This window comes from Qipengyuania huizhouensis (assembly GCF_019711635.1).
GTDB classification, from domain to species: Bacteria; Pseudomonadota; Alphaproteobacteria; order Sphingomonadales; family Sphingomonadaceae; genus Qipengyuania; species Qipengyuania huizhouensis.
On record NZ_JAIGNT010000001.1, the window covers coordinates 315,939 to 340,359 of the forward strand.

The 24,421-nt window shown below is 61.9% G+C and carries 25 protein-coding genes, 1 tRNA gene and 2 riboswitches; of the genes, 14 read left to right on the forward strand and 12 right to left on the reverse strand.

The window, feature by feature from the left end; translation table 11 throughout:
• Positions 1–51 precede the first annotated feature (51 nt).
• Both K3180_RS01495 and K3180_RS01500 read right to left on the reverse strand, forming a co-directional pair.
• On the reverse strand, positions 52–513 hold the full coding sequence (locus K3180_RS01495; RefSeq protein ID WP_221537879.1) for a Dps family protein: 462 nt from the start codon (positions 511–513) through the stop codon (positions 52–54).
• 145 nt (positions 514–658) lie between these two features.
• Entirely contained in the window at positions 659–1,978 is a 1,320-nt protein-coding gene (locus tag K3180_RS01500; RefSeq protein ID WP_247710219.1) for an alkaline phosphatase PhoX, read from the reverse strand.
• A 221-nt stretch (positions 1,979–2,199) separates the two neighbouring features.
• Between K3180_RS01500 and K3180_RS01505 the strand changes: the two genes are divergently transcribed.
• Positions 2,200–2,502, forward strand: coding sequence for an alkylphosphonate utilization protein (locus K3180_RS01505; RefSeq protein ID WP_221537881.1), 303 nt, complete (start codon positions 2,200–2,202; stop codon positions 2,500–2,502).
• On the forward strand, positions 2,502–2,789 hold the full coding sequence (locus K3180_RS01510; RefSeq protein WP_221537882.1) for a DUF167 domain-containing protein: 288 nt from the start codon (positions 2,502–2,504) through the stop codon (positions 2,787–2,789). The genes K3180_RS01505 and K3180_RS01510 overlap by 1 nt, the downstream gene beginning before the upstream one ends.
• An 80-nt stretch (positions 2,790–2,869) precedes the next feature.
• Here the strand turns inward: K3180_RS01510 and K3180_RS01515 are convergent, their stop codons facing one another.
• On the reverse strand, positions 2,870–4,516 hold the full coding sequence (locus K3180_RS01515; RefSeq protein WP_221537883.1) for a SulP family inorganic anion transporter: 1,647 nt from the start codon (positions 4,514–4,516) through the stop codon (positions 2,870–2,872).
• Between the two features lie 17 nt (positions 4,517–4,533).
• Complete coding sequence (locus K3180_RS01520) at positions 4,534–4,839, reverse strand: helix-turn-helix domain-containing protein (RefSeq protein ID WP_221537884.1); 306 nt, start codon at positions 4,837–4,839, stop codon at positions 4,534–4,536.
• 237 nt (positions 4,840–5,076) lie between these two features.
• Here K3180_RS01520 and K3180_RS01525 point away from each other — a divergent pair, with 237 nt between their 5' ends.
• The gene (locus tag K3180_RS01525; protein WP_425594505.1) at positions 5,077–5,577 is read left to right on the forward strand and encodes a DUF983 domain-containing protein; all 501 of its coding nucleotides are present in this window, start codon (positions 5,077–5,079) and stop codon (positions 5,575–5,577) included.
• Positions 5,578–5,667: 90 nt separating this feature from the next.
• Here the strand turns inward: K3180_RS01525 and K3180_RS01530 are convergent.
• A tRNA-Gly gene (locus tag K3180_RS01530) sits at positions 5,668–5,741 on the reverse strand.
• Positions 5,742–5,856: 115 nt separating this feature from the next.
• Here K3180_RS01530 and K3180_RS01535 point away from each other — a divergent pair.
• The 11 genes from K3180_RS01535 (at position 5,857) to mmsB (ending at position 15,111) form a co-directional block, all read left to right on the forward strand.
• Complete coding sequence (locus K3180_RS01535; RefSeq protein WP_221537885.1) at positions 5,857–6,930, forward strand: PLP-dependent cysteine synthase family protein; 1,074 nt, start codon at positions 5,857–5,859, stop codon at positions 6,928–6,930.
• Positions 6,931–6,963: 33 nt separating this feature from the next.
• On the forward strand, positions 6,964–8,178 hold the full coding sequence (locus tag K3180_RS01540) for a DUF819 family protein (RefSeq protein ID WP_221537886.1): 1,215 nt from the start codon (positions 6,964–6,966) through the stop codon (positions 8,176–8,178).
• 90 nt (positions 8,179–8,268) lie between these two features.
• The gene (locus K3180_RS01545) at positions 8,269–9,765 is read left to right on the forward strand and encodes a CoA-acylating methylmalonate-semialdehyde dehydrogenase (RefSeq protein ID WP_221537887.1); all 1,497 of its coding nucleotides are present in this window, start codon (positions 8,269–8,271) and stop codon (positions 9,763–9,765) included.
• A gap of 28 nt (positions 9,766–9,793) precedes the next feature.
• Positions 9,794–10,279 (forward strand): hypothetical protein, encoded by a 486-nt coding sequence (locus K3180_RS01550; RefSeq protein WP_221537888.1) that lies wholly within the window; start codon positions 9,794–9,796, stop codon positions 10,277–10,279.
• An 11-nt stretch (positions 10,280–10,290) separates the two neighbouring features.
• On the forward strand, positions 10,291–10,587 hold the full coding sequence (locus K3180_RS01555; protein WP_221537889.1) for an I78 family peptidase inhibitor: 297 nt from the start codon (positions 10,291–10,293) through the stop codon (positions 10,585–10,587).
• Positions 10,584–10,973: a RidA family protein gene (locus K3180_RS01560; RefSeq protein WP_221537890.1), complete on the forward strand. Its 390-nt coding sequence runs from the start codon at positions 10,584–10,586 to the stop codon at positions 10,971–10,973. The genes K3180_RS01555 and K3180_RS01560 overlap by 4 nt, the downstream gene beginning before the upstream one ends.
• A 48-nt stretch (positions 10,974–11,021) precedes the next feature.
• Positions 11,022–12,167: an acyl-CoA dehydrogenase family protein gene (locus tag K3180_RS01565; RefSeq protein ID WP_221537891.1), complete on the forward strand. Its 1,146-nt coding sequence runs from the start codon at positions 11,022–11,024 to the stop codon at positions 12,165–12,167.
• A gap of 11 nt (positions 12,168–12,178) precedes the next feature.
• Positions 12,179–13,225: an enoyl-CoA hydratase/isomerase family protein gene (locus tag K3180_RS01570; protein ID WP_221537892.1), complete on the forward strand. Its 1,047-nt coding sequence runs from the start codon at positions 12,179–12,181 to the stop codon at positions 13,223–13,225.
• Entirely contained in the window at positions 13,222–14,004 is a 783-nt protein-coding gene (locus K3180_RS01575) for an enoyl-CoA hydratase-related protein (RefSeq protein ID WP_221537893.1), read from the forward strand. Before K3180_RS01570 ends, K3180_RS01575 begins: the two co-directional genes overlap by 4 nt.
• A 5-nt stretch (positions 14,005–14,009) precedes the next feature.
• Positions 14,010–14,225 (forward strand): hypothetical protein, encoded by a 216-nt coding sequence (locus K3180_RS01580; protein WP_221537894.1) that lies wholly within the window; start codon positions 14,010–14,012, stop codon positions 14,223–14,225.
• A 19-nt stretch (positions 14,226–14,244) separates the two neighbouring features.
• On the forward strand, positions 14,245–15,111 hold the full coding sequence (gene mmsB / locus K3180_RS01585) for a 3-hydroxyisobutyrate dehydrogenase (RefSeq protein WP_221537895.1): 867 nt from the start codon (positions 14,245–14,247) through the stop codon (positions 15,109–15,111).
• Here mmsB and K3180_RS01590 read toward each other — a convergent pair.
• The 7 genes from K3180_RS01590 to K3180_RS01620 all read right to left on the reverse strand — a co-directional run bounded on the left by K3180_RS01590 (position 15,098) and on the right by K3180_RS01620 (position 24,418).
• Complete coding sequence (locus K3180_RS01590; RefSeq protein WP_221537896.1) at positions 15,098–15,823, reverse strand: Nmad3 family putative nucleotide modification protein; 726 nt, start codon at positions 15,821–15,823, stop codon at positions 15,098–15,100. The genes mmsB and K3180_RS01590 overlap by 14 nt on opposite strands.
• 16 nt (positions 15,824–15,839) lie before the next feature.
• Positions 15,840–17,447, reverse strand: a complete 1,608-nt coding sequence (gcvPB, locus tag K3180_RS01595; RefSeq protein WP_221537897.1) for an aminomethyl-transferring glycine dehydrogenase subunit GcvPB — start codon at positions 17,445–17,447, stop codon at positions 15,840–15,842.
• The gene (gcvPA, locus tag K3180_RS01600; RefSeq protein ID WP_221537898.1) at positions 17,444–18,811 is read right to left on the reverse strand and encodes an aminomethyl-transferring glycine dehydrogenase subunit GcvPA; all 1,368 of its coding nucleotides are present in this window, start codon (positions 18,809–18,811) and stop codon (positions 17,444–17,446) included. Before gcvPA ends, gcvPB begins: the two co-directional genes overlap by 4 nt.
• A gap of 94 nt (positions 18,812–18,905) precedes the next feature.
• Positions 18,906–19,277 (reverse strand): glycine cleavage system protein GcvH, encoded by a 372-nt coding sequence (gene gcvH / locus K3180_RS01605; protein ID WP_221537899.1) that lies wholly within the window; start codon positions 19,275–19,277, stop codon positions 18,906–18,908.
• A gap of 5 nt (positions 19,278–19,282) precedes the next feature.
• Positions 19,283–20,458: a glycine cleavage system aminomethyltransferase GcvT gene (gene gcvT / locus K3180_RS01610; protein ID WP_221537900.1), complete on the reverse strand. Its 1,176-nt coding sequence runs from the start codon at positions 20,456–20,458 to the stop codon at positions 19,283–19,285.
• A gap of 52 nt (positions 20,459–20,510) precedes the next feature.
• Positions 20,511–20,610: riboswitch (glycine riboswitch) on the reverse strand.
• Positions 20,611–20,706, reverse strand: a riboswitch (glycine riboswitch).
• Between the two features lie 56 nt (positions 20,707–20,762).
• Positions 20,763–23,378 (reverse strand): methionine synthase, encoded by a 2,616-nt coding sequence (gene metH, locus K3180_RS01615; RefSeq protein WP_221537901.1) that lies wholly within the window; start codon positions 23,376–23,378, stop codon positions 20,763–20,765.
• Positions 23,378–24,418, reverse strand: a complete 1,041-nt coding sequence (locus K3180_RS01620) for a homocysteine S-methyltransferase family protein (protein ID WP_221537902.1) — start codon at positions 24,416–24,418, stop codon at positions 23,378–23,380. Before K3180_RS01620 ends, metH begins: the two co-directional genes overlap by 1 nt.
• Positions 24,419–24,421: the final 3 nt, after the last annotated feature.

A 24,421-nucleotide genomic window follows, 5' to 3' on the forward strand; every position in this document is an offset into this window, starting at 1 on the left:
CCCGCCCACGGCCAAGCCGCAGACGGGTTGAATTGCTATGCGCGAAGGCGCCTACTTGCTGGTCTGGTTGAGGAACCAGATGCGTTCCTCGCACTGGTCGATCCAGTCGTCGACAATGCCGCTGGTGGCATTGTCACCGACGTTCTCGGCCTCTTCCTTTACGGACTGCAGACGGTCGTGCAGCTTCTTGTTGTCGTCGCGCAATTCCTTGACCATCGCATCTGCGGTCAGCGTGACATCGTCCTGATCCTTGATCTGCGACTTCTCCGCGACCGAGCCAATCGAGGTAAGAGTGTATTCGTCGTTCTTGCGCACACGCTCGCCGATATCATCTACGGTGCCGATCAACTGCGCGGCCTGCTCGTCGAACAGGACATGAAGATCGCGAAACCGCGGCCCCGCGACGTGCCAGTGAAAATTCTTGGTCTTGAAGTAAAGCGCGACGGTATCCGCCAAGGCGCCGTTGAGCGCGGTGACGAGCCCCGATTTCGCGTTGTTACCGAGTTCGGCCATGATATTTTTCCCTTCTGTCTTGAAATCTCAACCAACCAACGTGCGAAAGGAGCGCCGGTTTCGTGAAGGGTTTCGAGCGCTCTAATCGCCCTAGTCGATTAAAGCAGCCCCTATATTCGTCTATTGCGATTTTTTCGCAATTGCGTCACGCCGCCCACGGCCCGGTGATGGCGACCGTCCGGGTCGGTGCGTAAGCGTTGACGAAGAACCATTTGCCATCGGGCGGGAAACAGCCCCCAGCCAGTTCCGTCTGCAACCGCAGGCGGCCGAATACATAGGGATCGCCCGCAGGCGTGATCCCGATCAGCCGGTTGTCGACCACATCGGTATACTGATCCTCGCACACGATCAGGTGGCCGTTCGGACCGACCGTAAGATTGTCGCCGTAATTGAATTGCTCCTCGTTTTCGCTTTCGAAGAACAGTTCGATCTCGTCACCCTTGCCGCCGCGTCCGGGAATAAGCTTGAATATCTGACCGAGCTTCTTCGCGCCGCCGCTGGTGGAGCAGATAAACAGCTCGTCCGTCCCCATGTGGATGCCCTCGCCGCGTGCAATCAGCGCTGCACCCTGTGCAGCGGCCCGCTGGCGCAGATCGTCCTTCGGCGCTTCCACGTTATCGAGCGGGAACCACTCGACCGCGTAGCGCCGCCCGACCGGCATCACCGCGCCATCGTGATTTCGCGTATCCGCCACGCCGACGATGCGCATCGCCTGCAACTCGCCGCCCCTGGCCAGGTCACCCGGCACTTTGGGGACAAAGCGATAGAGCACCGAATCGTCGCGATCCTCGGTCTGGTAGACAAGGCCGGTCGCCGGATCGACGCATGCCGCCTCGTGATTGAAGCGCCCCATCGCCTTGAGCGGAACCGGATCGACCAGACCCGGCGCGCTCGCGGGCACTTCGAAGGTCCAGCCGTGGTTCTGTTCCAGCCCCTCGCCATAACGCTGGCCCGGACCGGTCGGGGCTTCCTCGCAGGTCAGCCAGCTGCCCCAAGGTGTGACACCGCCCGCACAGTTGCGAATGGTGCCGCCAAGGCTGCGGAATTCGCGTTTCTTGCGGAGCGTTGTCGCATCGAGCACGATGGTGGTGGTCCCTCCCGGCACGAATTCGCCATTGTGCTTGCCGAAGCCCTTCGCAAAGGCACCGCCCGCATCGTCGGTGGGGACCAGCTCGTGGTTGCGCACCAGGGCGATCTCGCCATTTGGCAACGGAAGGCATCCCATTCCGTCCGCCTTGTCGGGCACCGTCCCGCCGTCGTTCATGGCGTCGCCGAGGCTGGACAGCAGGCGATAGGAGAAGCCTTCGGGAAGGTCGAGCAGACCCTGCGGATCGGGAACCAGCGGCCCGTAGCCGGCGAAATTGGAAGGCATCGCGCCCCGCGTCATGCACCCGCTCAGCGACAGCGCGGTAAAGGCGCTGGCAGTAGCGGACAGGAATTGGCGGCGGTGCAGTTCGGCGGTCATCTCACTCTCCATTGGCGCAGTGGCATGTCCATGCGATAGCAGCGTGTAAGATAAATGACAGCGGTCGCGGGAGAACTTGCATGAACTCCCTGCGAGGTGGCGGTCGGGGCGGCGTGTGCAGGCAGGCGAAGGGAAACAAATAAGTCAGATATGCAATTGAACTTGGCGAGATCGAAGCCGCCTGCCTATGCTAATCCAACCCTGCTATTGTATGAGAACACATGACCGACGACGAATATGTCTACGACGAGGATAGTGGCGAATGGCTTCCGGCGAGTGAGTTGGAGCGCAAGCGGCAGCAGGCCGACCAAGTCGAGGTTCGCGATGCCGTTGGTAACCTTCTTGCTGATGGTGATCAGGTAACGCTCATCAAGGATCTGACTGTCAAAGGTGCCGGGCAAACTCTCAAACGCGGCACGCTCATCAAGTCGATCCGACTGACCGACGACCCGCAGGAAATCGATTGCCGCTATGAAGGCATCAAAGGGCTCGTCCTGCGCGCGGAATTCGTCCGCAAGCGCTGATGGCCAGACCTCGGCTGACATGGCCTCCCGCAGCTTCGATATTGAAACTGGTCGATCAAGAAGGAAGGCTGGAAGTGCGGGTTTCACCGGGCGCATCAGCCGATGCCATTGTGATTGCTTCCGATAGCGGCCCGCTCGCCATCAGGACCACCGCGCTGCCCGAAGACGGGAAAGCGAACGACGCAGTTATGCAAATGCTCGCCAAGGCTCTTGGCCGGCCTCGGTCCTCCCTGGAGCTGCTGCGCGGTGCGACCGCGCGAAACAAGGTGATCCGCCTGAAGCCCTGAGCTGATGAGGACGCAGTTCTGGTGAACGGTCCGTCGCCTATCGTCCGGTATGTTGCCGAGGCCAGGCTGGACTCGCAAAATCAAGCCAGCCCAAGCGCCATATCCTGGGCCCGCGCAAAATCGGGGGCATATTGAATCCTGCCGGAATCCGCGCCAAGCTCGACTCTTTCGAGCATGGATCGCGGCTGCGGTTGAACCCCGGACAGGATCACTTTCGCTCCGGAGATTTCCGCCTGCCTGATGAATTCCTCGAGTGCCTGCAGTCCGCTGGCGTCGAGCAGCGGCACCAGCCGCATGCGCAGGATGATGACCTTTGGTGATTGCCCGACCCGGCGCAGTGTATTGAGCAGTTCGCCGGCTACTCCGAAGAAGAAGGGACCGTTGATACGAAAGACTTCAACGCCATCGGGTAGCGAATCGCGTTGATCGAGATCTTCGGAATCGCGGTCGGTGTCCTGCCCCCTGCTTGCATCGATTTCGACCGACTCCGCCATGCGGGCCATGAACAGCAGCGATGCAAGGGTAACACCGACACCTATTGCCACCGTCAGATCCACCAGCACTGTCAGGCCGAAGGTAAGGAGCAATACGGCACGATCGCTGTTGGGCATGCGCAACAGCGCCAGGAAGCGCTCGTATTCGCTCATCCCCCAGGCGACCATGAACAGGATGGCTGCAAGGGCTGCCATCGGCACGAAGGCCATGAGATCGGTTGCGAAAAGAACGAACAGCAGAAGAAATACCGCGTGGAGTATGCCCGCAACAGGTGTCTGCGCACCCGACCGGATATTGGTTGCCGTGCGAGCAATGGCACCGGTGGCAGGCAGGCCGCCGAACATGGCGGAGCCGAGGTTTGCGACACCCTGGCCGATCAATTCCTGGTTGGAGCGATGCCGCGTGCCGATCATGCCATCGGCCACTACCGCAGAGAGCAATGCTTCAATCCCAGCCAGAAAGGCGATGGTGAATGCCGATGGCATGACCGCGGCGATCTTGGCGAGAGAGATTTCCGGGAGTGATGGCATTGGCAAACCCGCCGGAATATCGGGAAAGCGCGAACCGATGGTATCCACCGGCAACTTGAGCACGACCACCGCGATCGAACTGACGAGCACAGCGATCAGGAATGCCGGTAGCTTCGGTGCAAACCTGCGTAGCAGGATGATTATGGCCAGCGAGCCTGCACCTATGCCCAGCGTGACCCAGCTCGTGCTCGCCATCGCGCCGAAATATGCCTGCCACTTGGGGACGAATTCAGCCGGGACTTCAGCGATCGACAGTCCGAGAAAATCCTTCACCTGACTGGACGCGATGATGACGGCAATACCAGCGGTGAAGCCGGTGACGACAGGGTGCGGGATGAACTTGATCATCTGGCCCAGGCGAAGCACGCCTGCCGCGATGAGAATGAAGCCGGCAAGAAAGGTCGCGATCAGAAGTCCGTCATAACCGTGCTGGGCAATGACGTTGAAGATGACGACCACGAATGCGCCGGTGGGGCCGCCCACCTGGACCCGCGAGCCTCCCAGAGCGGAAATCAGGAAACCGGCCACCACCGCAGTGACGAGGCCCTTGTCAGGCGATGCGCCGCTGGCGATGCCAAGCGCCATCGCAAGTGGCAGCGCAACGATGGCGACCGTAACTCCGGCGACAGCATCGGCCCTTAATGTACCGAGCGAATATCCTTCGCGGAATATTGTGATGAGTTTGGGCGTGTAGCTATTCATCGCAGCCGCGCCGGCTCTTAGTTTTCCACTTTGTCATAGAGGATCGACTGACCCATACCGCTCGACTTGCCAGAGGTTGTTTCAGACAGCCGAACCCCTCTGCCGGTGCCCGTGCTCGGCGCATTCTCACCAATCAGCTCGATGCCCGCTCCTTCCAGGGCGGTAATGACCTTGACCAGAGTGTCGACGACGCCGCGAACCTGGCCGTCGGACGATTCCATCCGCTGTATCGTCGGTAAGGACAGTCCGGCCAGCTGCGCCAGCTGACGCTGGTCCAGTCCGAGAAGGGCACGCGCTGCCCTCATCTGCTGCGAGGTAATCATACAAGCTCCATGATGTATTATACATCAAAATACAGTCTTAATAATCTATAAGCATTCTGTATATAGGTCTTATGCAGTTCAAAGATGCAAAATGCTCGGGATTGAAGCCCGATGCCGACTTTACCATGTCGGACACCGAGGAGAGACCGATCCGTAGAGCCAAGCTTTCGCTGCGATTCAGCACCCAATCGTCGACCCCATCCACGTGGGTGTGGGCAGACCCTACAAGGCGAAGCGATGCCTGATTTCATGCAAAAGGTGACCGATCGTGCCTGCCGCAACCGCGAAGCCACTGTGACAGAAGTGTTGGAGAAGCCATCCGGCGCATTCGATTTGCCGTCAACGAGTTGGGCCGCTCTTATGAGAGGATTGCGTGGGCGCTGTCCTCGCTGCGGCGTAGCACGGCTTTTCGCCCGGTTCCTGAAGCCGGTGGCGAGATGTGCGCGGTGCGATCAGGATTGGACGCTTCAGCAGGCCGATGATTTCCCGGCCTATGTTTCGATTTTCGTGACCGGGCATGTTATGGCGCCGATCGTCATCGGTCTCACCGGCGTTGAAGGCCTTTCAACTCTGGCCCTGGTTTCGATCATCCTGCCCCTGACATTCGTCCTGACCATAGGGCTTATCCAACCTGCCAAAGGGGCTATCATCGCGCTGCAATGGTGGTTCGGGATGCACGGCTTCAAGCAGGAACGCCCGGGTCCGCCGCTTGGCTCCACCAAAGAGAAAGAGCCCTGACGAGTCGCCCATATTATAGGCTTTCGCCTAGGCTTGGCCTGCGGGCCTCCCAAAAAGATCCTCAAATCCGGGAAGTTGGAAAGGCAGCGCTGGAGCGGGTGAAGGGAATCGAACCCTCGTCGTCAGCTTGGGAAGCTGCTGCTCTACCATTGAGCTACACCCGCGAGGTGGGCGGCGCTTGCCATGATTTTCGCGAAACGGTCAATACACTCCGGCCTTGCCCGCGGAAAATGGCGGCGCCGGGGTTCCCCTGCGGTCCGGAGGCGATACAAGGCCCCGATGACTGACAAGCGCGAATGGCAGAACTGGGCGATTGGCCGGATCGAAGCGGATTTCAATCGCTCGGCCGATACGCATCTGATCCCCTTGCCGGTCCCTTCGCTGCCCGACATCGCGATCTACCTGAAGGACGAATCGAGCCATCCCACCGGCAGCCTCAAGCACCGGCTGGCGCGCTCGCTGTTCCTCTATGGGCTGTGTAATGGCTGGATTCACCGGAACACTGCTATCGTGGAGGCGTCGAGCGGGTCGACCGCCGTTTCCGAAGCCTATTTCGCCCGCATGCTCGGCCTGCGCTTCATCGCCGTGGTTCCCCGCAGCACTGCGAAGGCCAAGATCGATGCGATCTCCTTTCACGGCGGGGAGTGCCATTTCGTCGACAAGCCTTGCGAGATCTACGATGCCGCGCAGGCGCTGGCGGACGAGCTGGGCGGGCATTACATCGACCAGTTCACCTTCGCCGAACGGGCGACCGATTGGCGGAGCAACAACAATATCGCCGAATCGATTTTCACGCAGATGTCGCGTGAACCGCATCCGGTTCCCCATTGGATCGTGTGCGGCGCTGGTACTGGCGGGACATCCGCAACCATCGGCCGCTATGCCCGCTACAACCGCTTTGCCACGCGCGTCTGCGTGGCCGATCCGCAAGGTTCCGTCTTCCATCGCCACTGGGCGGACAGATCGGTCGAGCGGGTGGATCATCCCTCCGGCTGCATCGAGGGGATCGGCCGCCAGCGGGTCGAGCCCAGTTTCCTGCCCGACGTGGTCGACCGGATGGAAGTGATCCCGGACGCTTGCTCCATCGCTGCCGCGCACGAGGTGAGCGAGCGGCTCGGCCGGCGCTGCGGCGGGTCGACCGGCACCAATGTCTGGGCCTGCGCAAAGATCGCCGCGGAGATGGCCGACAGGGGAATGTCGGGCTCTATCGTTTCGATCCTCTGTGACGACGGGGCGCGCTATTCGGACACCATTTTCGACAACGACTGGCTTGCCGAACGCGGGCTCGACATCCTACCGCAAAAAAAGAAGATCGCGCATTTCTTCGATACCGGCACTTTCGCTGCCGGATAGGCGCGGCGAATACGAGAGAGGGACGCTTACCCCATGATCACCGACGATCGTATCATCCTCGGCCTGCTGGCCGCATTGCTGGCCTTCGTATTCGCCACGCGCGACCGGCCGGGCTGGCAGCGTTTCTACGTCTTCGTGCCGATCATCCTCGTCTGCTATCTCGTGCCGTCACTCTTCGTGACGACCGGCCTGATCGACACCTCGGAAAGCCAGCTCTGGCCGATCGCCAAGGATTACTTCCTTCCCGCCGCGCTGTTCCTGATGACGCTCAGCATCGACATCAAGGGCATCCTCGGCCTCGGCAACAAGGCGATCATCATGTTCCTGACCGCCACGGTCGGGATCATCCTGGGCGGGCCGCTGGCCCTGTGGATCGTGGCGCAGTTCGATCCCACCGTGATCGGCTCGGGTGACACCGCCGCCTGGCGCGGCCTTGCGACGCTGGCGGGAAGCTGGATCGGCGGAGGCGCGAACCAGACTGCCATGCTCGAAGTCTATGGCTATCCACTGGAAGGTTTTGCCGCCCTGCTCGCAGTGGACATCATCGTGGCGGAAATCTGGATGATCTTCCTGCTCTATGGTGCCGGCGCGCATGAACGGGTCGATCGTTGGCTCGGTGCAGACAGTTCATCCATCGCACGGCTGCGCGACTCGATGGCGGACTACACAGCGAAAACAGAGCGGATCGCCACGGCCAACGACTATGTCCTGCTGTTCGGCGTCGCCTTCGCCGTGGTTGGGTTTTCGCATCTGCTGGGCGGGTGGCTGGGCAATTTCTTCGCCGAATTGCAGGGCGAAGAGGCAACGCTGGCGAGCAGCTTCTTCTGGGTCGTGGTGATCTCCACAACGGCCGGTTTGCTGGTAAGCTTCACCCGCGCCCGCGAACTTGAGGGCATCGGTGCAAGCAAGTTCGGCGTGCTGTTCATCTTCCTGCTGGTGGCGGTCATCGGTACGCGGATGGATGTGACCAAGATCATGGATGCGCCAGTTTTCATGGCGATCGGGGCGATCTGGATGCTATTCCACATCATCCTGCTGCTGATCGTCGCCAAGATCATCAAGGCGCCGTTCTTCTTCGTCGCAGTGGGCAGCAAGGCGAATGTCGGCGGTGCTGCATCGGCACCGGTGGTGGCTGCGGCCTTCCATCCCGCCCTGGCCCCGGTCGGCGTGTTGCTGGCGGTGCTCGGTTATGCGTTGGGTACTTATGGCGCGATCCTGTGCGCGCAGATGATGGCAGCGGTCGGCTAGACGCAATCCTTGCCGGTTTCATTTGATACCGGTTGATTTCGGACCTCTCGCTTGCCAAGGCCGTTGGCAAGAAAAGAGAGGAATTTTTCCATGCGCCAGGTTGACCATTTCATCGCTGGCGGGGCCGGCGGCTCCGCCAATCGCACCCATCAGATCTGGAACCCTTCGACGGGCGAGGTCCAGGCCGAAGTCCCGCTGGGCGATGCTGCACTGCTGCAGAAGGCGGTCGATGCGGCCAAGAAGGTCCAGCCCGAATGGGCGGTGACCAACCCGCAGCGCCGTGCCCGCGTGATGTTCAAGTTCAAGGAACTGGTCGAGGCGAACAAGCAGGAACTCGCCGAGCTGCTTTCGAGCGAGCACGGCAAGGTCGTCGACGATGCGCATGGCGACGTGCAGCGCGGCCTCGAGGTGATCGAATATGCCTGTGGCATCCCACAGGTGCTGAAGGGTGAATATACGCAGGGCGCAGGACCCGGCATCGACGTCTATTCGATGCGCCAGCCGCTCGGCATCGGGGCGGGCATCACCCCGTTCAACTTCCCGGCCATGATCCCGATGTGGATGTTCGGCATGGCGATCGCAGCTGGCAATGCCTTCATCCTCAAGCCCTCCGAACGCGATCCCAGCGTGCCTGTGCGGCTTGCCAAACTGTTCCTCGAAGCGGGCGCTCCCGAAGGGTTACTGCAGGTGGTCCACGGCGACAAGGAAATGGTCGATGCCATCCTCGACCATCCCGATATCCCGGCGATCAGTTTCGTCGGGTCGAGCGACATCGCGCAATATATCTATTCGCGCGGCACGGCCAACGCCAAGCGCGTGCAGGCCTTCGGCGGGGCGAAGAACCACGGCATCGTCATGCCCGATGCCGATCTCGACCAGGTGGTGAACGATCTTGCCGGGGCCGCTTTCGGTTCTGCAGGCGAGCGCTGCATGGCCCTCCCTGTCGTCGTCCCGGTTGGTGAGGACACGGCCGATAAGCTGCGCGAGAAGCTGATCCCTGCTATCAACGGCCTGCGGGTAGGTGTCTCCAACGACCCGGATGCGCATTACGGCCCCGTCGTCACCCCCGAACACAAGACGCGCGTCGAAGGCTGGATCGACACCGCCGAGAAGGAAGGCGCCGAGGTCGTGATCGACGGGCGCGGCTTCAGCCTGCAGGGCCATGAAAAGGGCTTTTTCGTCGGCCCGACCCTGCTCGACCGGGTCACCACCGACATGGAAAGCTACAAGGAAGAAATCTTCGGCCCCGTCCTCCAGATCGTGCGCGCCAAGGATTTCGAGGAGGCCGTGCGCCTGCCGAGCGAGCACCAGTACGGCAATGGCGTCGCCATCTTCACCCGCAACGGCCATGCGGCTCGCGAATTCGCGAGCCGCGTCAATGTCGGCATGGTCGGCATCAACGTGCCGATCCCGGTTCCGGTGAGCTACCACAGCTTCGGCGGCTGGAAGCGCAGCGGCTTCGGCGACATCGACCAATATGGCATGGAAGGCCTGAAGTTCTGGACCAAGGCCAAGAAGGTCACCCAGCGCTGGCCCGACGGCGGCGGCGATGGCTCGAACGCTTTCGTCATTCCGACGATGGGATAGGATTTCGGTGCGGAGCGTTGGAGACAGCATGAAACAGCTCAACCTTCTCCGCTCCGCCCTACCCCTCACGCTTCTCGCCCTTGCGGCATGCGCTGAACCGATCGAAGACAGGCCCGAGACCGAAGAGACGATGATGCCCGTCGAACCCGATGGCGGCATCGGAGACGGTGCGACGCCGCCCGCCGATATGGTAGATGGCGATATCCCCGGCAGCCTCCATGGACGATGGGGCCTCGTTCCTGCCGATTGCACCTCCGACCGCGGCGATGCGAAGGGTCTGATCAATATCGATGCCGAGGGCATCCAGTTCTACGAATCGCGCGGCGTGGTAGATACCGTGGAAACCAGCGAACCCAGCCAGTTCAGGGCCACCTATGCTTTCACCGGCGAAGGTATGGAATGGACCCGCGACATGGAGCTCAGCCTGTCGGAAGACGGCACGCAACTGGTCCGCAGCGAATATGGCGAAGATGCGCTGGCCGAGCCGCTGACCTACACCAAATGCCCTGCCTGAGGAGAATAAGCATGAAGACGATCCTGTTGGCCGCCGCCACCATCCCGCTGGCCGCCTGCGCCACCGCCTATGGCGAAGACACTCCCTCTCCCCCCTCTGCAGGTGGCACGTGCAATGCCGAAGCGGCGCAGTCATACGTGGGTAGTGAAGCGACACCGGAAGCCGGCGCGGCAATACTCGAGGAAAGCGGGGCGCGCACTCTTCGCTGGGGGCCGCCCAATTCGGCCTGGACCATGGATTACCGCCAGGACCGCGTGAATGTCCGCTATGACGAAGGCATGACGATCACCGAGATAACCTGCGGGTGAGCACACGCCGCCATGCCTTCACCGGCTCTCCCTACGAAACGAAGTTCGGGTTCGCCCGGGCAGTTCGCGAGGGCGACCGGATCATCGTTGCTGGCACCGGCCCGGTAGAGGACGACGGCTCCTCCACGCCGGGCGGTGCCGCCGCACAGGCCGAGCGCTGTTTCACGCTGATCCTGAAGGTAGTCGAGGAACTGGGCGGCACACGAGACGACATCGTGCGCACCCGCATGTTCCTGACCGATTCCGACGATCAGGAAGAGGTGGGCGAAGTCCATGCGCGCTTCTTCGGAGAGGTGCAGCCCGCCGCAACTATGGTCGGCTGCGCATGGCTTTGCCGCAAGGAATGGAAAGTCGAAATCGAAGCCGAGGCAATCGTTCGCGGCTGACCCCGCCGCCCCCTTCCCATGACCCGTCCACAGGGCTAGAGCGCAGCCATGACAGGACAATTCCAGCTTACCGAAGAGCAGCTGCAGATCCAGGAAATGGCGCAGCGCTTCACTGCCGACAACATCACCCCGCATGCCGCGGAGTGGGACGAAAAATCGCACTTCCCACGCGACGTGATCAAACAAAGTGCCGAACTCGGCTTCGGGGCGATCTACGTCTCCGAAGAAAGCGGCGGCATCGGCCTCGGCCGGCTCGAAGCAGCATTGATCATGGAAGCCATGGCATACGGCTGCCCCGCGACCAGCGCCTATATATCGATCCACAACATGGCCGCCTGGATGATCGACCAGTTCGGCGGCGCGGAAGTGAAGGAGAAATATCTTCCCGACCTCGTCACCATGGAAAGGATCGCCAGCTATGCACTGACCGAACCGGGTAGCGGCTCCGATGCTGCGGGCCTCAAGACGAGCGCGAAGCTGGATGGCGACCATTATGTGCTCAATGGCACCAAGCAGTTCATTTCGGGCGGCGGTTTCAACGATGTCTATGTCACCATGGTCCGCACTTCCGACCACAAGACCAGGGGCATAACCTGCCTGGTGATCGACAAGGACACGCCCGGCGTCTCCTTCGGCAAGCCTGAAAAGAAGCTGGGCTGGAACGCCTCACCCACCGCGCAGGTGATCTTCGAAGATGCCCGTGTTCCGGTCGCCAACCGCGTGGGCGATGAAGGCGAAGGTTTCCGCTTTGCCATGATGGGCCTCGACGGGGGCCGTCTCAATATCGGTGCCTGCTCCCTCGGCGGGGCGCAGCGCTGTCTCGACGAGGCGGTGGCCTATACCAAGGACCGCAAGCAGTTCGACACACCCATCGCCGACTTCCAGAACACGCAGTTCATGCTCGCCGACATGGCGACCGATCTGGAGGCTGCGCGCGCGCTGCTCTATCTTGCCGCGGCGAAGGTCACAGACAATGCGCCCGACAAGAGCAAGTTCTCCGCCATGGCCAAGCGCCTTGCCACCGATAGCGGCAGCAAGGTCGTCAACGACGCGCTGCAGCTCTTCGGCGGGTACGGCTACTTGCGTGAATATCCGATCGAGCGGTTCTGGCGCGACCTGCGAGTCCACTCGATCCTCGAAGGCACGAACCAGGTCATGCGAATGATCGTGGGCCGCGACCTGCTGCGTCAGTAAGCGAGAGTAACATGACCGACGAAGTGAATATCCATGCGCATGGCCGCACCGGCCATATCTCGCTCAACCGCCCCAAGGCTCTCCACGCGCTTACGCTCGACATGTGCCACGCGATGAGCGCTGCGCTGACGGAGTGGGGCGCAAGCGGCCAGGTCGAGGCCGTGATCCTCGACCATGCCGAAGGACGCGGGTTCTGCGCCGGGGGCGACATCAACCTGCTGCGCCATTCCGCACTCAACGATGGCGGGAAGAGCGGCCGCGAATTCTTCCACGACGAATACCAGCTCAACCACCAGATGATGACCTATGACAAGCCCATTGTGGCCTTCATGGACGGCATCACCATGGGTGGCGGCGTGGGCATCGCCCTGCCGTGCAAATATCGCGTCGCGACCGAACACACGCGCTTCGCCATGCCCGAAACAGGTATCGGCCTGTTCCCCGACGTGGGCGGTGGCTGGCACCTTTCGCGCCTCGGCGGCCGGCTCGGCCAGTTCCTTGCCTTGACCGGCGCACGGCTCGACGGGGCGGAGTGCGTCTGGGCGGGCATCGCCACGCATTACCTGCCGACGGAAAAGCTGGCCGAAGCCAAGGCTCGCATCACCGAGCATCCGGACCGCATCTCGGGCATCCTCTCGGAACTCTCCGTGTCCCCGCCCGAAGCGCGGATCGAAACCAATTTCGATGCCATCAAGAAGCACTTCGCCTCCGATCGCTATGAGGACATCCTCGCCAGCCTCGAGGCGGACGACAGCGAATGGGCGGCGAAGGAACTCGCCACCCTGCGCTCCAAGAGCCCGCAGACCTGCAAGGTGGCGCTGCGCCAGCTGGCGGAGAGCGAGAAGCTGGACAGCTTCGCCGACAATATGCGCATGGAATACCGCATCGCCAGCCGCGTGCTGACCCGCCCGGACTTTTCCGAAGGCGTGCGCGCGGTGATCGTGGACAAGACGAACGACCCCCAATGGGATCCGGCAACGCCCGAGGGCGTGAGCGACGAACTGCTAGACAGCATCTTCGCCCCGCTTCCCGAAAGTGAGGAATGGAAACCCCTATGAGCTACGAAACCATCACCGTCGAACAACGTGACGCGGTTACGCTGATCACCCTGAACCGCCCGAAGGCGCTGAATGCCTTGAATAGTTCGGTCCTTGATGAACTGATTCATGCCTTCGCCGCCTATCAGGCGGACGACAGCCAGCTTTGCGCGGTTCTGACCGGTTCGGGCGACAAGGCCTTTGCCGCCGGTGCCGACATCAAGGAAATGAGCGAGAAGGACGCAGCCGACTTCTACCTCGAGGATTTCTTCGCCCCCTGGACCAGCGAGATCGTCAAGAAAACCCGCAAGCCGTGGATCGCCGCAGTCAACGGCTTCGCGCTCGGCGGTGGATGCGAACTTGCCATGATGGCGGACTTCATCATTGCGAGCGAAAACGCTAAGTTCGGCCAGCCTGAAATCAAGCTCGGCGTGGCGCCGGGCATGGGCGGATCGCAGCGCCTCACCAAGGCAGTCGGCAAGTCGAAGGCGATGGAAATGTGCCTGACAGGCCGGATGATGGATGCCAAGGAAGCCGAACGCAGCAACCTCGTCGCCCGCGTCGTGCCGCATGACAGCCTGCTCGACGAGGCGATGAAAACCGCCGCGCAGATCGCCTCGATGCCGCCGATGGCCGCCATCGCGAACAAGGAAATGGTCAATGCCGCCTTCGAAACCAGCCTCGACCAGGGCCTGATCGTCGAGCGCCGCATCTTCCAGATCCTCGCCGCCAGCGAGGACAAAAAGGAGGGCATGGCTGCCTTCGTCGAGAAGCGCGAGGGCAAGTGGAAGGGGCGGTGAGGCAATTGACCACCTCCGTCAAATTAGCGCTATTCTCCATCGCGCTACACTTCGGCGCGATGGCTTTCGCTTGGATCGCGAAACCAGAATACGATGGAGGCGATTTAAGCGCCCTCATTTTCTGGATCTACATCAGCCATATCTTTCTGATTATCGGTGGGCTGATCCTGCTATTCCACCTTGTACGTTGGTTTGTGACAAGAAAGAACGACGGCTTCTAGCCGTGGAGAGGAAGCCAAAATGAAAATCGCCTTCATCGGCCTCGGAAACATGGGCGGCGGAATGGCCGCGAACCTCGTCAAGGCGGGGCACGAGGTGAACGCCTTCGACCTTGCCGATGAAGCGCTTCATACAGCCGCTGAACACGGGTGCACAACGTTCGACGATGCCGGCGCGGCATGCCAAGGTGTAGATGCAGTGGTGACGATGCTGCCCAATGGCGCAATCGTGAAGTCGGTCTATAGAGAAAGCGTCATCGGTCACGCCCCTGCAGGTGCTGTCCTGATCGACTGCTCGACCATCGACGTTGCTACCGCCAGGGAAGTGATCTCTAACGCCGAGGCTGCTGGGTACGACATGGTCGACGCCCCCGTTTCGGGCGGGATCGCAGCGGCGAATGGCGGCACCCTGACCTTCATGGTCGGCGGAACCGACAAGGCCTTCAAGCGCGCCGAGGAAGTGCTTCAGGCGATGGGCAAGGCGGTGATCCATGCGGGCGATGCGGGCGCGGGGCAGACCGCGAAGATCTGCAACAACATGCTGCTCGCCATCTCGATGATCGGCACGGCAGAAGCCATGAAAATGGCCGAAAAGCTCGGCCTCGATCCGCAGAAATTCTACGAGATTTCCAGCCAGTCCTCGGGATACTGCTGGTCGCTCAATGCCTATACGCCGATGCCCGGAGTCGGTGTCGAAAGCCCCGCGGACAACGAATACAAGGGCGGCTTCGCCACCGCGCTGATGCTGAAAGACCTGCGCCTCGCGATGGATGCGGCGAAGGATGTCAATGCGAAAACCGTGCTCGGCGCCAAGGCTGCGGAAATCTACGAGGCGCTGGCCGAAGAGCATGGGGGGCTCGACTTCTCCTCAGTCATCAAGACCCTCTGAGTTCGCGCATCACCCGCGCGAGCCATTCGCGCGGGGGCTGACGCCTGCCCACATCGGCCACGAATTCCTGGCCGCGCGCCACGCTCTTCAGCCGCCCGTTGCCAAGCCAGCGTTCGGGACGGTCGTGATAGGATAACCCTCCCCGCTTCAGCCAGTCGGGCCGCTTCCACAGCGATGGCGGCCCGCCCGGAACGGTGAGGCGCAAGTCCTCGCTCGCCCGCGCAGCCGTGCCGCCCGGTCCGATATAGATGCAGTCGTTGGGGCCATGCATTTCCAGCGCATGCGGGTGGTTCGCTTCGGCCAGCCAGCTTGGCACTCCGTCCGCGAGGTGAACGGTCTCGGCGACCTCCATCCACCCGAAAATCCGGTGATGCGGCTCGCCGCTCTCTTCCTCGTGGAACAGGCCGAAAAAGAGGAAGACATCGCCCTTTCCCACGCCGCGATTGGCAAGGTGGGTCTGCGCCGCACCGACCTGCCCAAAGAGACAGGTGCCGTCATCGCGGAACATGGGATCATGGTGGCAGAGATCGTCCGCGCCGAGCCTGCTGCGGCTGGCCGCGACGGCATGCTCTTCCAGCCCGAGATCGCGGTAGCTGGTGCGCGAGGCCGCGCCTGCCGGAATCGGCAGGCTCAGCGGCCTTCCATCCACGATCGGCGAGGGTCCGCCGCCCGAAGCGCTATCGAAGCCCTTGCGGCTGAAGACGATCTTCATGGCCGCGGGCCCGCGCTTACCGTCCGCCCTGCTCGCTCATGCTCGGCGCACCGCCGGGAGGGTTGGGTTCTTCCCAGGCAAGGATCGGCTTGCGTGCCGCCAGCGTCTCGTCGAGGCGGCGACGCGGGGCATAATGGGGTGCGGTCTTGAGGCTTTCGTCGCCTGCCTTCGCTCGCTCTGCCACGCTGCGCAGCGCGCCGATGAACTGGTCCAGTGCCGCCTTGCTCTCGGTCTCCGTCGGCTCGACCAGCATCGCGCCATGCACCACCAGCGGGAAGTACATGGTCATCGGATGGTAGCCCTCGTCGATCAGCGCCTTGGCGAGGTCGAGCGTCGAGATATCCCCGGCAAAGCCTTTATCGCCGAACAGCGCCTCGTGCATGCACGGCCCGCTGTGGCCGAAGGGCGCGTGGAGCACGTCTTCGAGGCTGCGCAGGATGTAATTGGCGTTGAGCACCGCATCCTCGGCCACCTGCCTGAGACCGTCCGCACCGTGGCTGAGGATATAGGCCAGCGCGCGGGTGAACATGCCCATCTGCCCGTGGAAGGCGGTCATCCGGCCAAAGGCCTTGGTATGCTCGAACTCGGCTGCGTTCCCTTCCTCGACAAGGTGGACCACGCCGTCCTTCGTCCGCGCCGTGAAGGGCAGCGGGCCGTAAGGCGAAAGCGCTTCGGACAGCACCACCGGCCCCGAACCCGGACCGCCGCCGCCATGCGGGGTAGAGAAGGTCTTGTGGAGGTTGATGTGCATTGCATCGACGCCAAGGTCGCCCGGGCGTACCTTGCCGACGATGGCGTTGAAATTGGCCCCGTCGCAATAGACGAAACCGCCCGCTTCATGGACCGCGTCGGAGATCGCCTTCATGTCCCGCTCGAACAGTCCGCAGGTGTTCGGGTTGGTGATCATCACGCCCGCAACGTCAGGGCCCAGCCGCGCCTTGAGCGCTTCCAGATCGACCCGCCCATCGGCATTGGCGGGAATGTCCTCCACCCGGTAACCGGCAAAGGCCGCAGTCGCCGGGTTGGTGCCATGCGCGCTTTCGGGGACGAGGATAACCTCGCGGGCATCGCCGCGGGCTTCCAGCGCGGCGCGGATGCAGAGGATTCCGCACAGCTCGCCATGCGCGCCCGCCTTGGGGCTCATGGCGACGCCGTGCATCCCGGTCAGCTCGATCAGCCAGTGCGCCAGTTCGTTCACGACCTCCAGCGCGCCGCGCACCGTGTCGACCGGCTGCAACGGGTGGACATCGGCAAAGCCGGGCATCCGCGCGACCTTTTCGTTCAGCCGCGGATTGTGCTTCATCGTGCACGAACCGAGCGGGAAGAGGCCGAGGTCGATGGCGTAGTTCTGGCGCGAAAGGCGCGTGTAGTGGCGGATCGTTTCGGGTTCGGAAAGACCGGGCAAACCGATTTTCTCGCTGCGGTCGAGCCCGCCGAGGCGGTTAGAGCCGGACTGCGGTTCGGGCAGGTCGACACCGGTGGTCTCGGTCGTGCCGATCTCGAAGATCAGGGGCTCCTCCAGCATCAGAGCGCGGTTGCCGGTAACGGTATCGGGACCGGCCATGGCATTGTGATCCTGCACGGGCGTGCCGGGCTTCCAGCCGGATGCGTTGGGCGCGCTCATGCCAGCACCTCCTCGAGAGCCGAGGCAAGGGTTTCGATATCCTCCTCGGTCGTGGTTTCGGTGACCGCGACGATCAGCCCGTCGGCGAGGTCGGCGTGGTCGGGGAACAGGCGGCCGAGCGAGACCCCTGCAAGCACATCCTGCTTGGCCAGCTTGCGCACCACGGCGCGCGCATCTGTGCCGAGGCGGATGGTGAATTCGTTGAAGAAGCTGTCGTTGAGCACCGAAACGCCCGGCACCTTGGCCAGCCGGTCGGCGGCGATGCAGGCGAGACGGTGGTTCTCCATCGCCAAGCGGCGCAGCCCGGCTTCGCCCAGCAGCGTCATGTGAACGCTGAATGCCAGCGCGCAGAGGCCCGAATTGGTGCAGATGTTGCTGGTCGCCTTTTCGCGGCGGATATGCTGCTCGCGGGTGGAGAGCGTCAGCACATAGCCCCGCTTGCCCTCGGCATCCTGCGTTTCGCCGCACAGGCGGCCCGGCATCATGCGGACATGCTTGGGATCGCGTACAGCGAAGAGGCCGAGATACGGACCGCCGAACTGCAGGCCGACGCCGATCGATTGGCCCTCGCCCACGACGATATCCGCGCCCATCTCGCCGGGCGACTTCAGCGCGCCCAGAGCCACCGGCTCGGTGTTGACCACGATCAGAAGCGCGCCCTTGGCATGGGCTGCCTCTGCTATGGGAGCAAGGTCGGTCACGCGGCCGAGAATGTCCGGATATTGCACAACGACCGAGGCGGTATCCTCGTCGATGCGCGCGATCAGGCCGTCATTGTCGGGCGCTGCCTGCATGGCGGGCCTGGCATGCGCGATCTCGTCGTCGGTGAACTTCGCCATGGTCTTCACGACCTCCGCATAATGCGGATGCAGCGCGCCGGAGAGCACGACCTTGCGTTTCTTGCCGCGCGCGATGCGACCGGCCATCGCCACCGCTTCCCAGCAAGCGGTCGAACCATCGTACATGCTCGCATTGGCCACCGCGCAGCCATAGAGATGCGCGACCTGGCTCTGGAATTCGAACAGCATCTGCAGCGTGCCCTGCGCGATTTCCGGCTGGTAGGGCGTATATGCAGTCAGGAACTCGCCGCGCTGGATGATGTGATCGACGCTGGCCGGGACGTGGTGCTTGTAAGCGCCCGCACCGAGGAAGAAGGCGGCATCGGCGGCCGCAAGGTTCTTCTTCGACAGCCGCCGCATATGCTTTTCGACAGCCATTTCGCTGGCGTGCATCGGCAGGCCGTGGATCGGACCGTCGAGCCGGGCTTCCTCCGGCACATCGACGAACAGGGCGTCCACATCGGACGCACCGATTTTCTCGAGCATTTCCGAGCGGTCGGCATCGGTCAGGGGAAGGTAGCGCATTTCAAAATCCCGTCATCCCAGCGAAAGCTGGGATCTGGTGCAGCAAAGTCCGACCATGCGGACAGCGATCCCAGCTTCCGCCGGGATGACGAAGTTACAACCCGTCGCAGAAGCTCTTGTAGGCCTTGTCGTCCATCAGGCCTTCGAGTTCGGACTTGTCGGAGACGGTCATCTTGAAGAACCAGCCGTCTTCTTCGGGCGAGGAGTTGACCAGAGCCGGATCGTCATCGAGACTATCGTTGACCTCGACCACTTCGCCTGAAAGAGGCGCGTAGACATCGCTTGCCGCCTTGACGCTTTCGACCACGGCAGCGTCCTTGCCCTTCTCGACCATGGAGCCGACTTCGGGCAGTTCCACAAAGACGATATCGCCAAGCTGGCCTTGCGCGTAATCGGTGATCCCGACCGTGGCGGTATCGCCTTCAAGATCGATCCATTCATGCTCATCGGTAAAATAACGGGCCATCTCTCTCACTTTCCTCTGTGATAGCGGTGCGGGACGAAGGGCATTCTGGCGACCTTCGCGGACAGTCTCTTGTTACGAACCTCGACTTCGAGTTCGGTTCCTTCCTGGGCGAGCGCGGTGTCGATATAAGCCATGGCGATCGGCCGTTCGAGCGTGGGCGAGAACCCGCCGCTGGTAACACGGCCGACCTGTTTGTCGCCGGAATAGACGAGCGCACCTTCCCGTGCAGGCAAGCGGCCTTCAATCTCGAGCCCCACACGCTTCTGCGCGGGACCATCGGCAAGCACCTTGGCCACCGCTTCATGGCCCATCCAGCCACCTTCCTCGCGGCGCTTCTTGGTGAGCGCGAAGAGAAGGTCGGCAGAAACCGGATCGGTTTTTTCGGTGATGTCGTGGCCGTAGAGCGGAAGGCCCGCTTCCAGACGCAGGCTGTCTCGCGCACCGAGGCCGATGGGACGCACCTCGATTTCAGCACAGAGACGGTCGCACAGGCTCTCGGCAAACTCGGCCGGAACCGAGATTTCGAAGCCATCCTCTCCGGTATATCCCGAGCGGGTGATGCGGAGCGGCCATTCGCCGAAGTCGTGAACGAGCGAGTCCATGAAGACCATGTCGTCGATGACGTTGCGCATCACGCGATTGAGGGCGGTGGCGGCATTCGGACCCTGCAGCGCTATCAGCGCATGCTCGTCCATGTGAGTGAGAGTGACGTCATCATCGAGATGTTCGCGCAAGTGGGCGATATCGTCCCACTTCATCGCGCCGTTCACCACGAGATAATAGGCCGGTTCCCCCCAACGGCCCTCGGTGCCTTCTTCCTCGTCGCCCTCGATCCATGGCGTCGCATTGGTGACCATCAGATCGTCAAGGATGCCGCCGTCTTCGGCCACCAGCAGCGAATAGCGCGTGCGTCCGGGCTTGAGCGAGGCGATCGCACCGGGAAGCAGCTTTTCCAGTTCCTCGGCAGCCTTCTCGCCGGTCACCATGAGCTGGCCCATGTGGCTGACATCGAACAGGCCCGCCTGGTCACGCGTCCAATTATGCTCGGCAACGATGCCATCATACTGGATCGGCATTTCGTAACCGGCAAACGGGACCATGCGCGCGCCCTTGCCGCGATGCCATGCATCGAGCGGCAAAGTGTGGATTTCGTCCTCAAAGGTTTCGTTTTCTTCGCTCAAGTCCCGTCCTTCAAAAGCATGGGTGCGCCCGTCGCCGTGCGCCAAACCAACCCATGCCCCCTCTGTCGGGAAACCTGAGAGACTGACACGCCGGTTAGCGCGCTTACCCCTTCGGTGGCCGCCTGATCGGGCGACGCTTTCCAGAGTGTCGATGGCAGCGCACGGTCCATGTGCCTGAGAGTTTCCGGGGCGGTTGCTCCTTCGGCGCTATGCGGGTCTTCCCGCAGAGTCTCTCCCGTGCGCGCCCGCTGCAGAATCGCTCCTGAAGCCGACGCAAATGCCCTGCGCGATTAGCGCAGTGCGGTCAATCCAGATTGGGCCTGAGCCAGCGTTCAGCCGTCGCGATATCCACACCGCGCCGCTGCGCGTAATCCTCCAGCTGGTCACGGCCGATGCGCGCGACCCCGAAATACTGCGCTTCGGGATGGCCGAAATAGAAGCCGCTCACTGCCGCAGTAGGCAGCATGGCATAGTTTTCGGTCAGCTTGAGCCCCGCATTCGTTCCGGCATCGAGCAAATCGAACAGGATGGGCTTCAGGCTATGGTCGGGACAGGCAGGGTAGCCCGGCGCTGGACGGATGCCGCGATACTGCTCCTTGATCAGCGCCGCGTTGTCGAGCTGCTCTTGCGGCGCATACCCCCATAAATCCGTGCGGACATGCTGATGAAGCCGCTCGGCAAAGGCTTCGGCGAAACGATCAGCCAGCGCCTTCAGGAGGATGTCCGAATAATCGTCCTTGTCGGCAAGGAATCGCTTCGAGTGCTCCTCGATTCCGTGGATGCCGACGGCAAAGCCGCCGATCCAGTCGCCCGCCGGATCGATGAAATCGGCCAGGCACATATTCGCCCGGTCGCGGCTTTTCTTCACTTGCTGGCGAAGGAAGGGGAGAACCACATGCTCCTCGCGCTCGGAGAGGTGAAGTGTCACATCGTCGCCGTCGCGCGCGCAGGGCCAGAAGCCCGCAACTCCCTTGGCGGTCAGCCATTTCTCGCCGATGATCCGGTCGAGCATCTGGTCCGCATCGTCTTTCAACTGGCGCGCGGTTTCGCCCACCACCTCGTCGTCGAGGATCTTGGGATAGGTTCCGTGCAGTTCCCAGGCGCGGAAGAAAGGTGTCCAGTCGATATAGTCGCGCAACTCTGCCAGATCCCAATCTTCGAAAGAGTGGACCCCGGGCCGCAAGGGCGGCGCGGCCTTGTCCGAGAGATAGGCGTCGAAGAAGTTCGCTCTCGCGTCTTCGAGGCTGAGCAGCACGCTCTGTGTCTTGCCTTCGCGCGCCTCCCGTACCTTGGTGTAATCGGCGGCGGTGGTCTCGACGAACTCGTTCCGCTGGGTGTCCGACAGAAGCCGGCTGGCCACACCCACAGCACGGCTTGCGTCCAGCACGTGGATCACCGGCCCCTTGTAGGCAGGATCGATGCGCAGCGCGGTGTGTACCTTGCTGGTGGTAGCTCCGCCAATCAGCAGCGGCATGGTCATTTCCGCAGCCTGCATTTCCTCCGCAACGGTCACCATTTCGTCGAGCGAGGGAGTTATGAGACCCGACAGCCCGATCATATCCGCTTTCTCTTCGCGTGCGGTTTCGAGGATCTTCGACCAGGGAACCATGACCCCAAGATCAATGACGTCATAGCCGTTACACTGCAGCACGACGCCGACGATGTTCTTTCCGATGTCGTGAACGTCGCCCTTGACCGTGGCCATCACGATTTTGCCCTTGGCCTTGCGTTCCTGTTCCGGAAGCAGGTCCTTCTCAGCCTCGATGAAGGGGATGAGGTGCGCGACCGCCTTCTTCATGACGCGGGCGGACTTCACCACCTGGGGCAGGAACATCTTGCCGCTGCCGAACAGGTCGCCGACCACGTTCATGCCGTCCATCAGCGGGCCCTCGATCACTTCGATGGGCCGGGAGAACTCCTGGCGGGCTTCTTCGGTATCGGCCACTACATGCGCGTCGATGCCTTTCACCAGCGCATGTTCGAGCCGCCGCTGGACGGGCCATCCGCGCCATTCTTCCGCGGCCTTCTCGTCCGCCGCGTTCTTGCCGCGATAGCTTTCGGCAAGGTTGATCAGCCTTTCGGTCGCATCCGGGCGGCGCATCAGGATCACATCCTCGCATGCTTCGCGCAGTTCAGGATCGATCTGGTCGTAAACATCCAGCTGGCCAGCATTGACGATTGCCATGTCGAGCCCGGCGGGGATCGCGTGGAACAGGAAAACCGAATGCATCGCGCGGCGCACCGTTTCGTTGCCGCGGAAGCTGAAGCTCAGGTTTGAAAGGCCGCCGCTCGTCTTGGCATGCGGGCAACGCTGCTTGATTTCCTTTACCGCCTCGAGAAAGTCCAAGCCGTAGCGGTCATGCTCTTCGATCCCCGTCGCAACCGCGAAGATGTTGGGATCGAAGATGATATCCTCTGGCGGAAAACCCATACCTGTAAGCAGGTCATAGGCACGGCTGCAGATTTCGACCTTGCGTTCTTTCGTATCGGCCTGCCCGGTCTCGTCGAAGGCCATCACGACAACGGCAGCGCCATAATCCATGCATTTGCGTGCATGTTCGAGGAAAGCGTCTTCGCCCTCTTTCATGCTTATCGAATTGACGATCGGCTTGCCGGAAACGCATTTCAGGCCTGCCTCGATCACGTCCCATTTGGAGCTGTCGATCATCACCGGCACGCGTGCGATATCGGGCTCGGCGGCGATGAGCTTGAGGAAGGTCGTCATCGCATGCTCGGCGTCCAGAAGACCCTCGTCCATGTTGACGTCGATCACCTGTGCACCATTGTCTACCTGGTCGCGTGCGACTTCGACGGCGGCTTCGTAATCGTCGGCGAGGATCAATTTCTTGAACCTTGCAGAGCCGGTCACATTGGTACGTTCGCCGATATTGACGAAGCGGGCGGTGGTCAGGTCACTCATCAGGCGGCAATCGTGAAGGGTTCAAGTCCGGCGAGGCGCATATCCGGGCCGATACTGGGTGGCTTTCGTGGCGCGATGCCGGCGACGGCCTTCGCCATCGCGGCAATATGTTCGGGGGTAGAGCCACAACAGCCTCCAAGAGCGTTGATCCGGCCACCGTCGGCCCACACCTTGGTGAGCGCGGCGGTCGTTTCCGGCAGTTCGTCATACTCGCCAAGATCATTGGGCAGGCCGGCGTTCGGATAGGCCATCAGATAGGCATCGGCGATGTCGGAAAGTATCTGGACGTGCGGCCGCAATTGCTCAGCGCCGAAGCTGCAATTGAGGCCGATCGTAAGCGGCTTCGCGTGTCGCACGGTATACCAGAAAGCTTCGACGGTATGTCCTGAAAGGTTGCGCCCTGAAAGGTCGGTAAGGGTAAGCGAAATCATCAGCGGGATGTCGCGCTCCAGCTCGCGCTCCAGCTTCTTCACCGCCATGATCGCCGCCTTGCAGTTGAGCGTATCGAATACGGTTTCGATCAGGATGAAATCTGCCCCGCCCTCGATAAGCGCCCGGGACTGCTCGACGTAAACCTCCACGATCTCGTCGAAAGTCACTTCGCGAAAGCCCGGGTCCTCGACATCGGGCGACAGTGAAAGCGTCTTGTTGGTCGGCCCGACTGCACCAGCGACAAACCGCGGAATTCCATCGGTGCGAGCGTCGATCGCTTCACGAATTATCTTCGCGGCGGCCACGTTGATGTCGTGGACAAGCCCTTCCGCGCCATAATCCGCCTGACTGATGCGGTTGGCGTTGAAAGTGTTCGTGGCGAGGATATGTGCGCCCGCATCGATATAGCTGTCGCAAATCCGGCGGATGACTTGCGGCTGGGTCAGGTTGACGAGATCGTTATTGCCCTTCTGGTCGGCCTCCAGCCCGGTGTCCCCTGCATAGTCCTCCGGTCCCAGCTTCGCGCGCTGGATCTCGGTGCCGTAGGGCCCGTCCTTGATAAGAATCTGCTTAGCCGCGGCGGCTTCGAATTCGTGTCTCTTGGACATTGA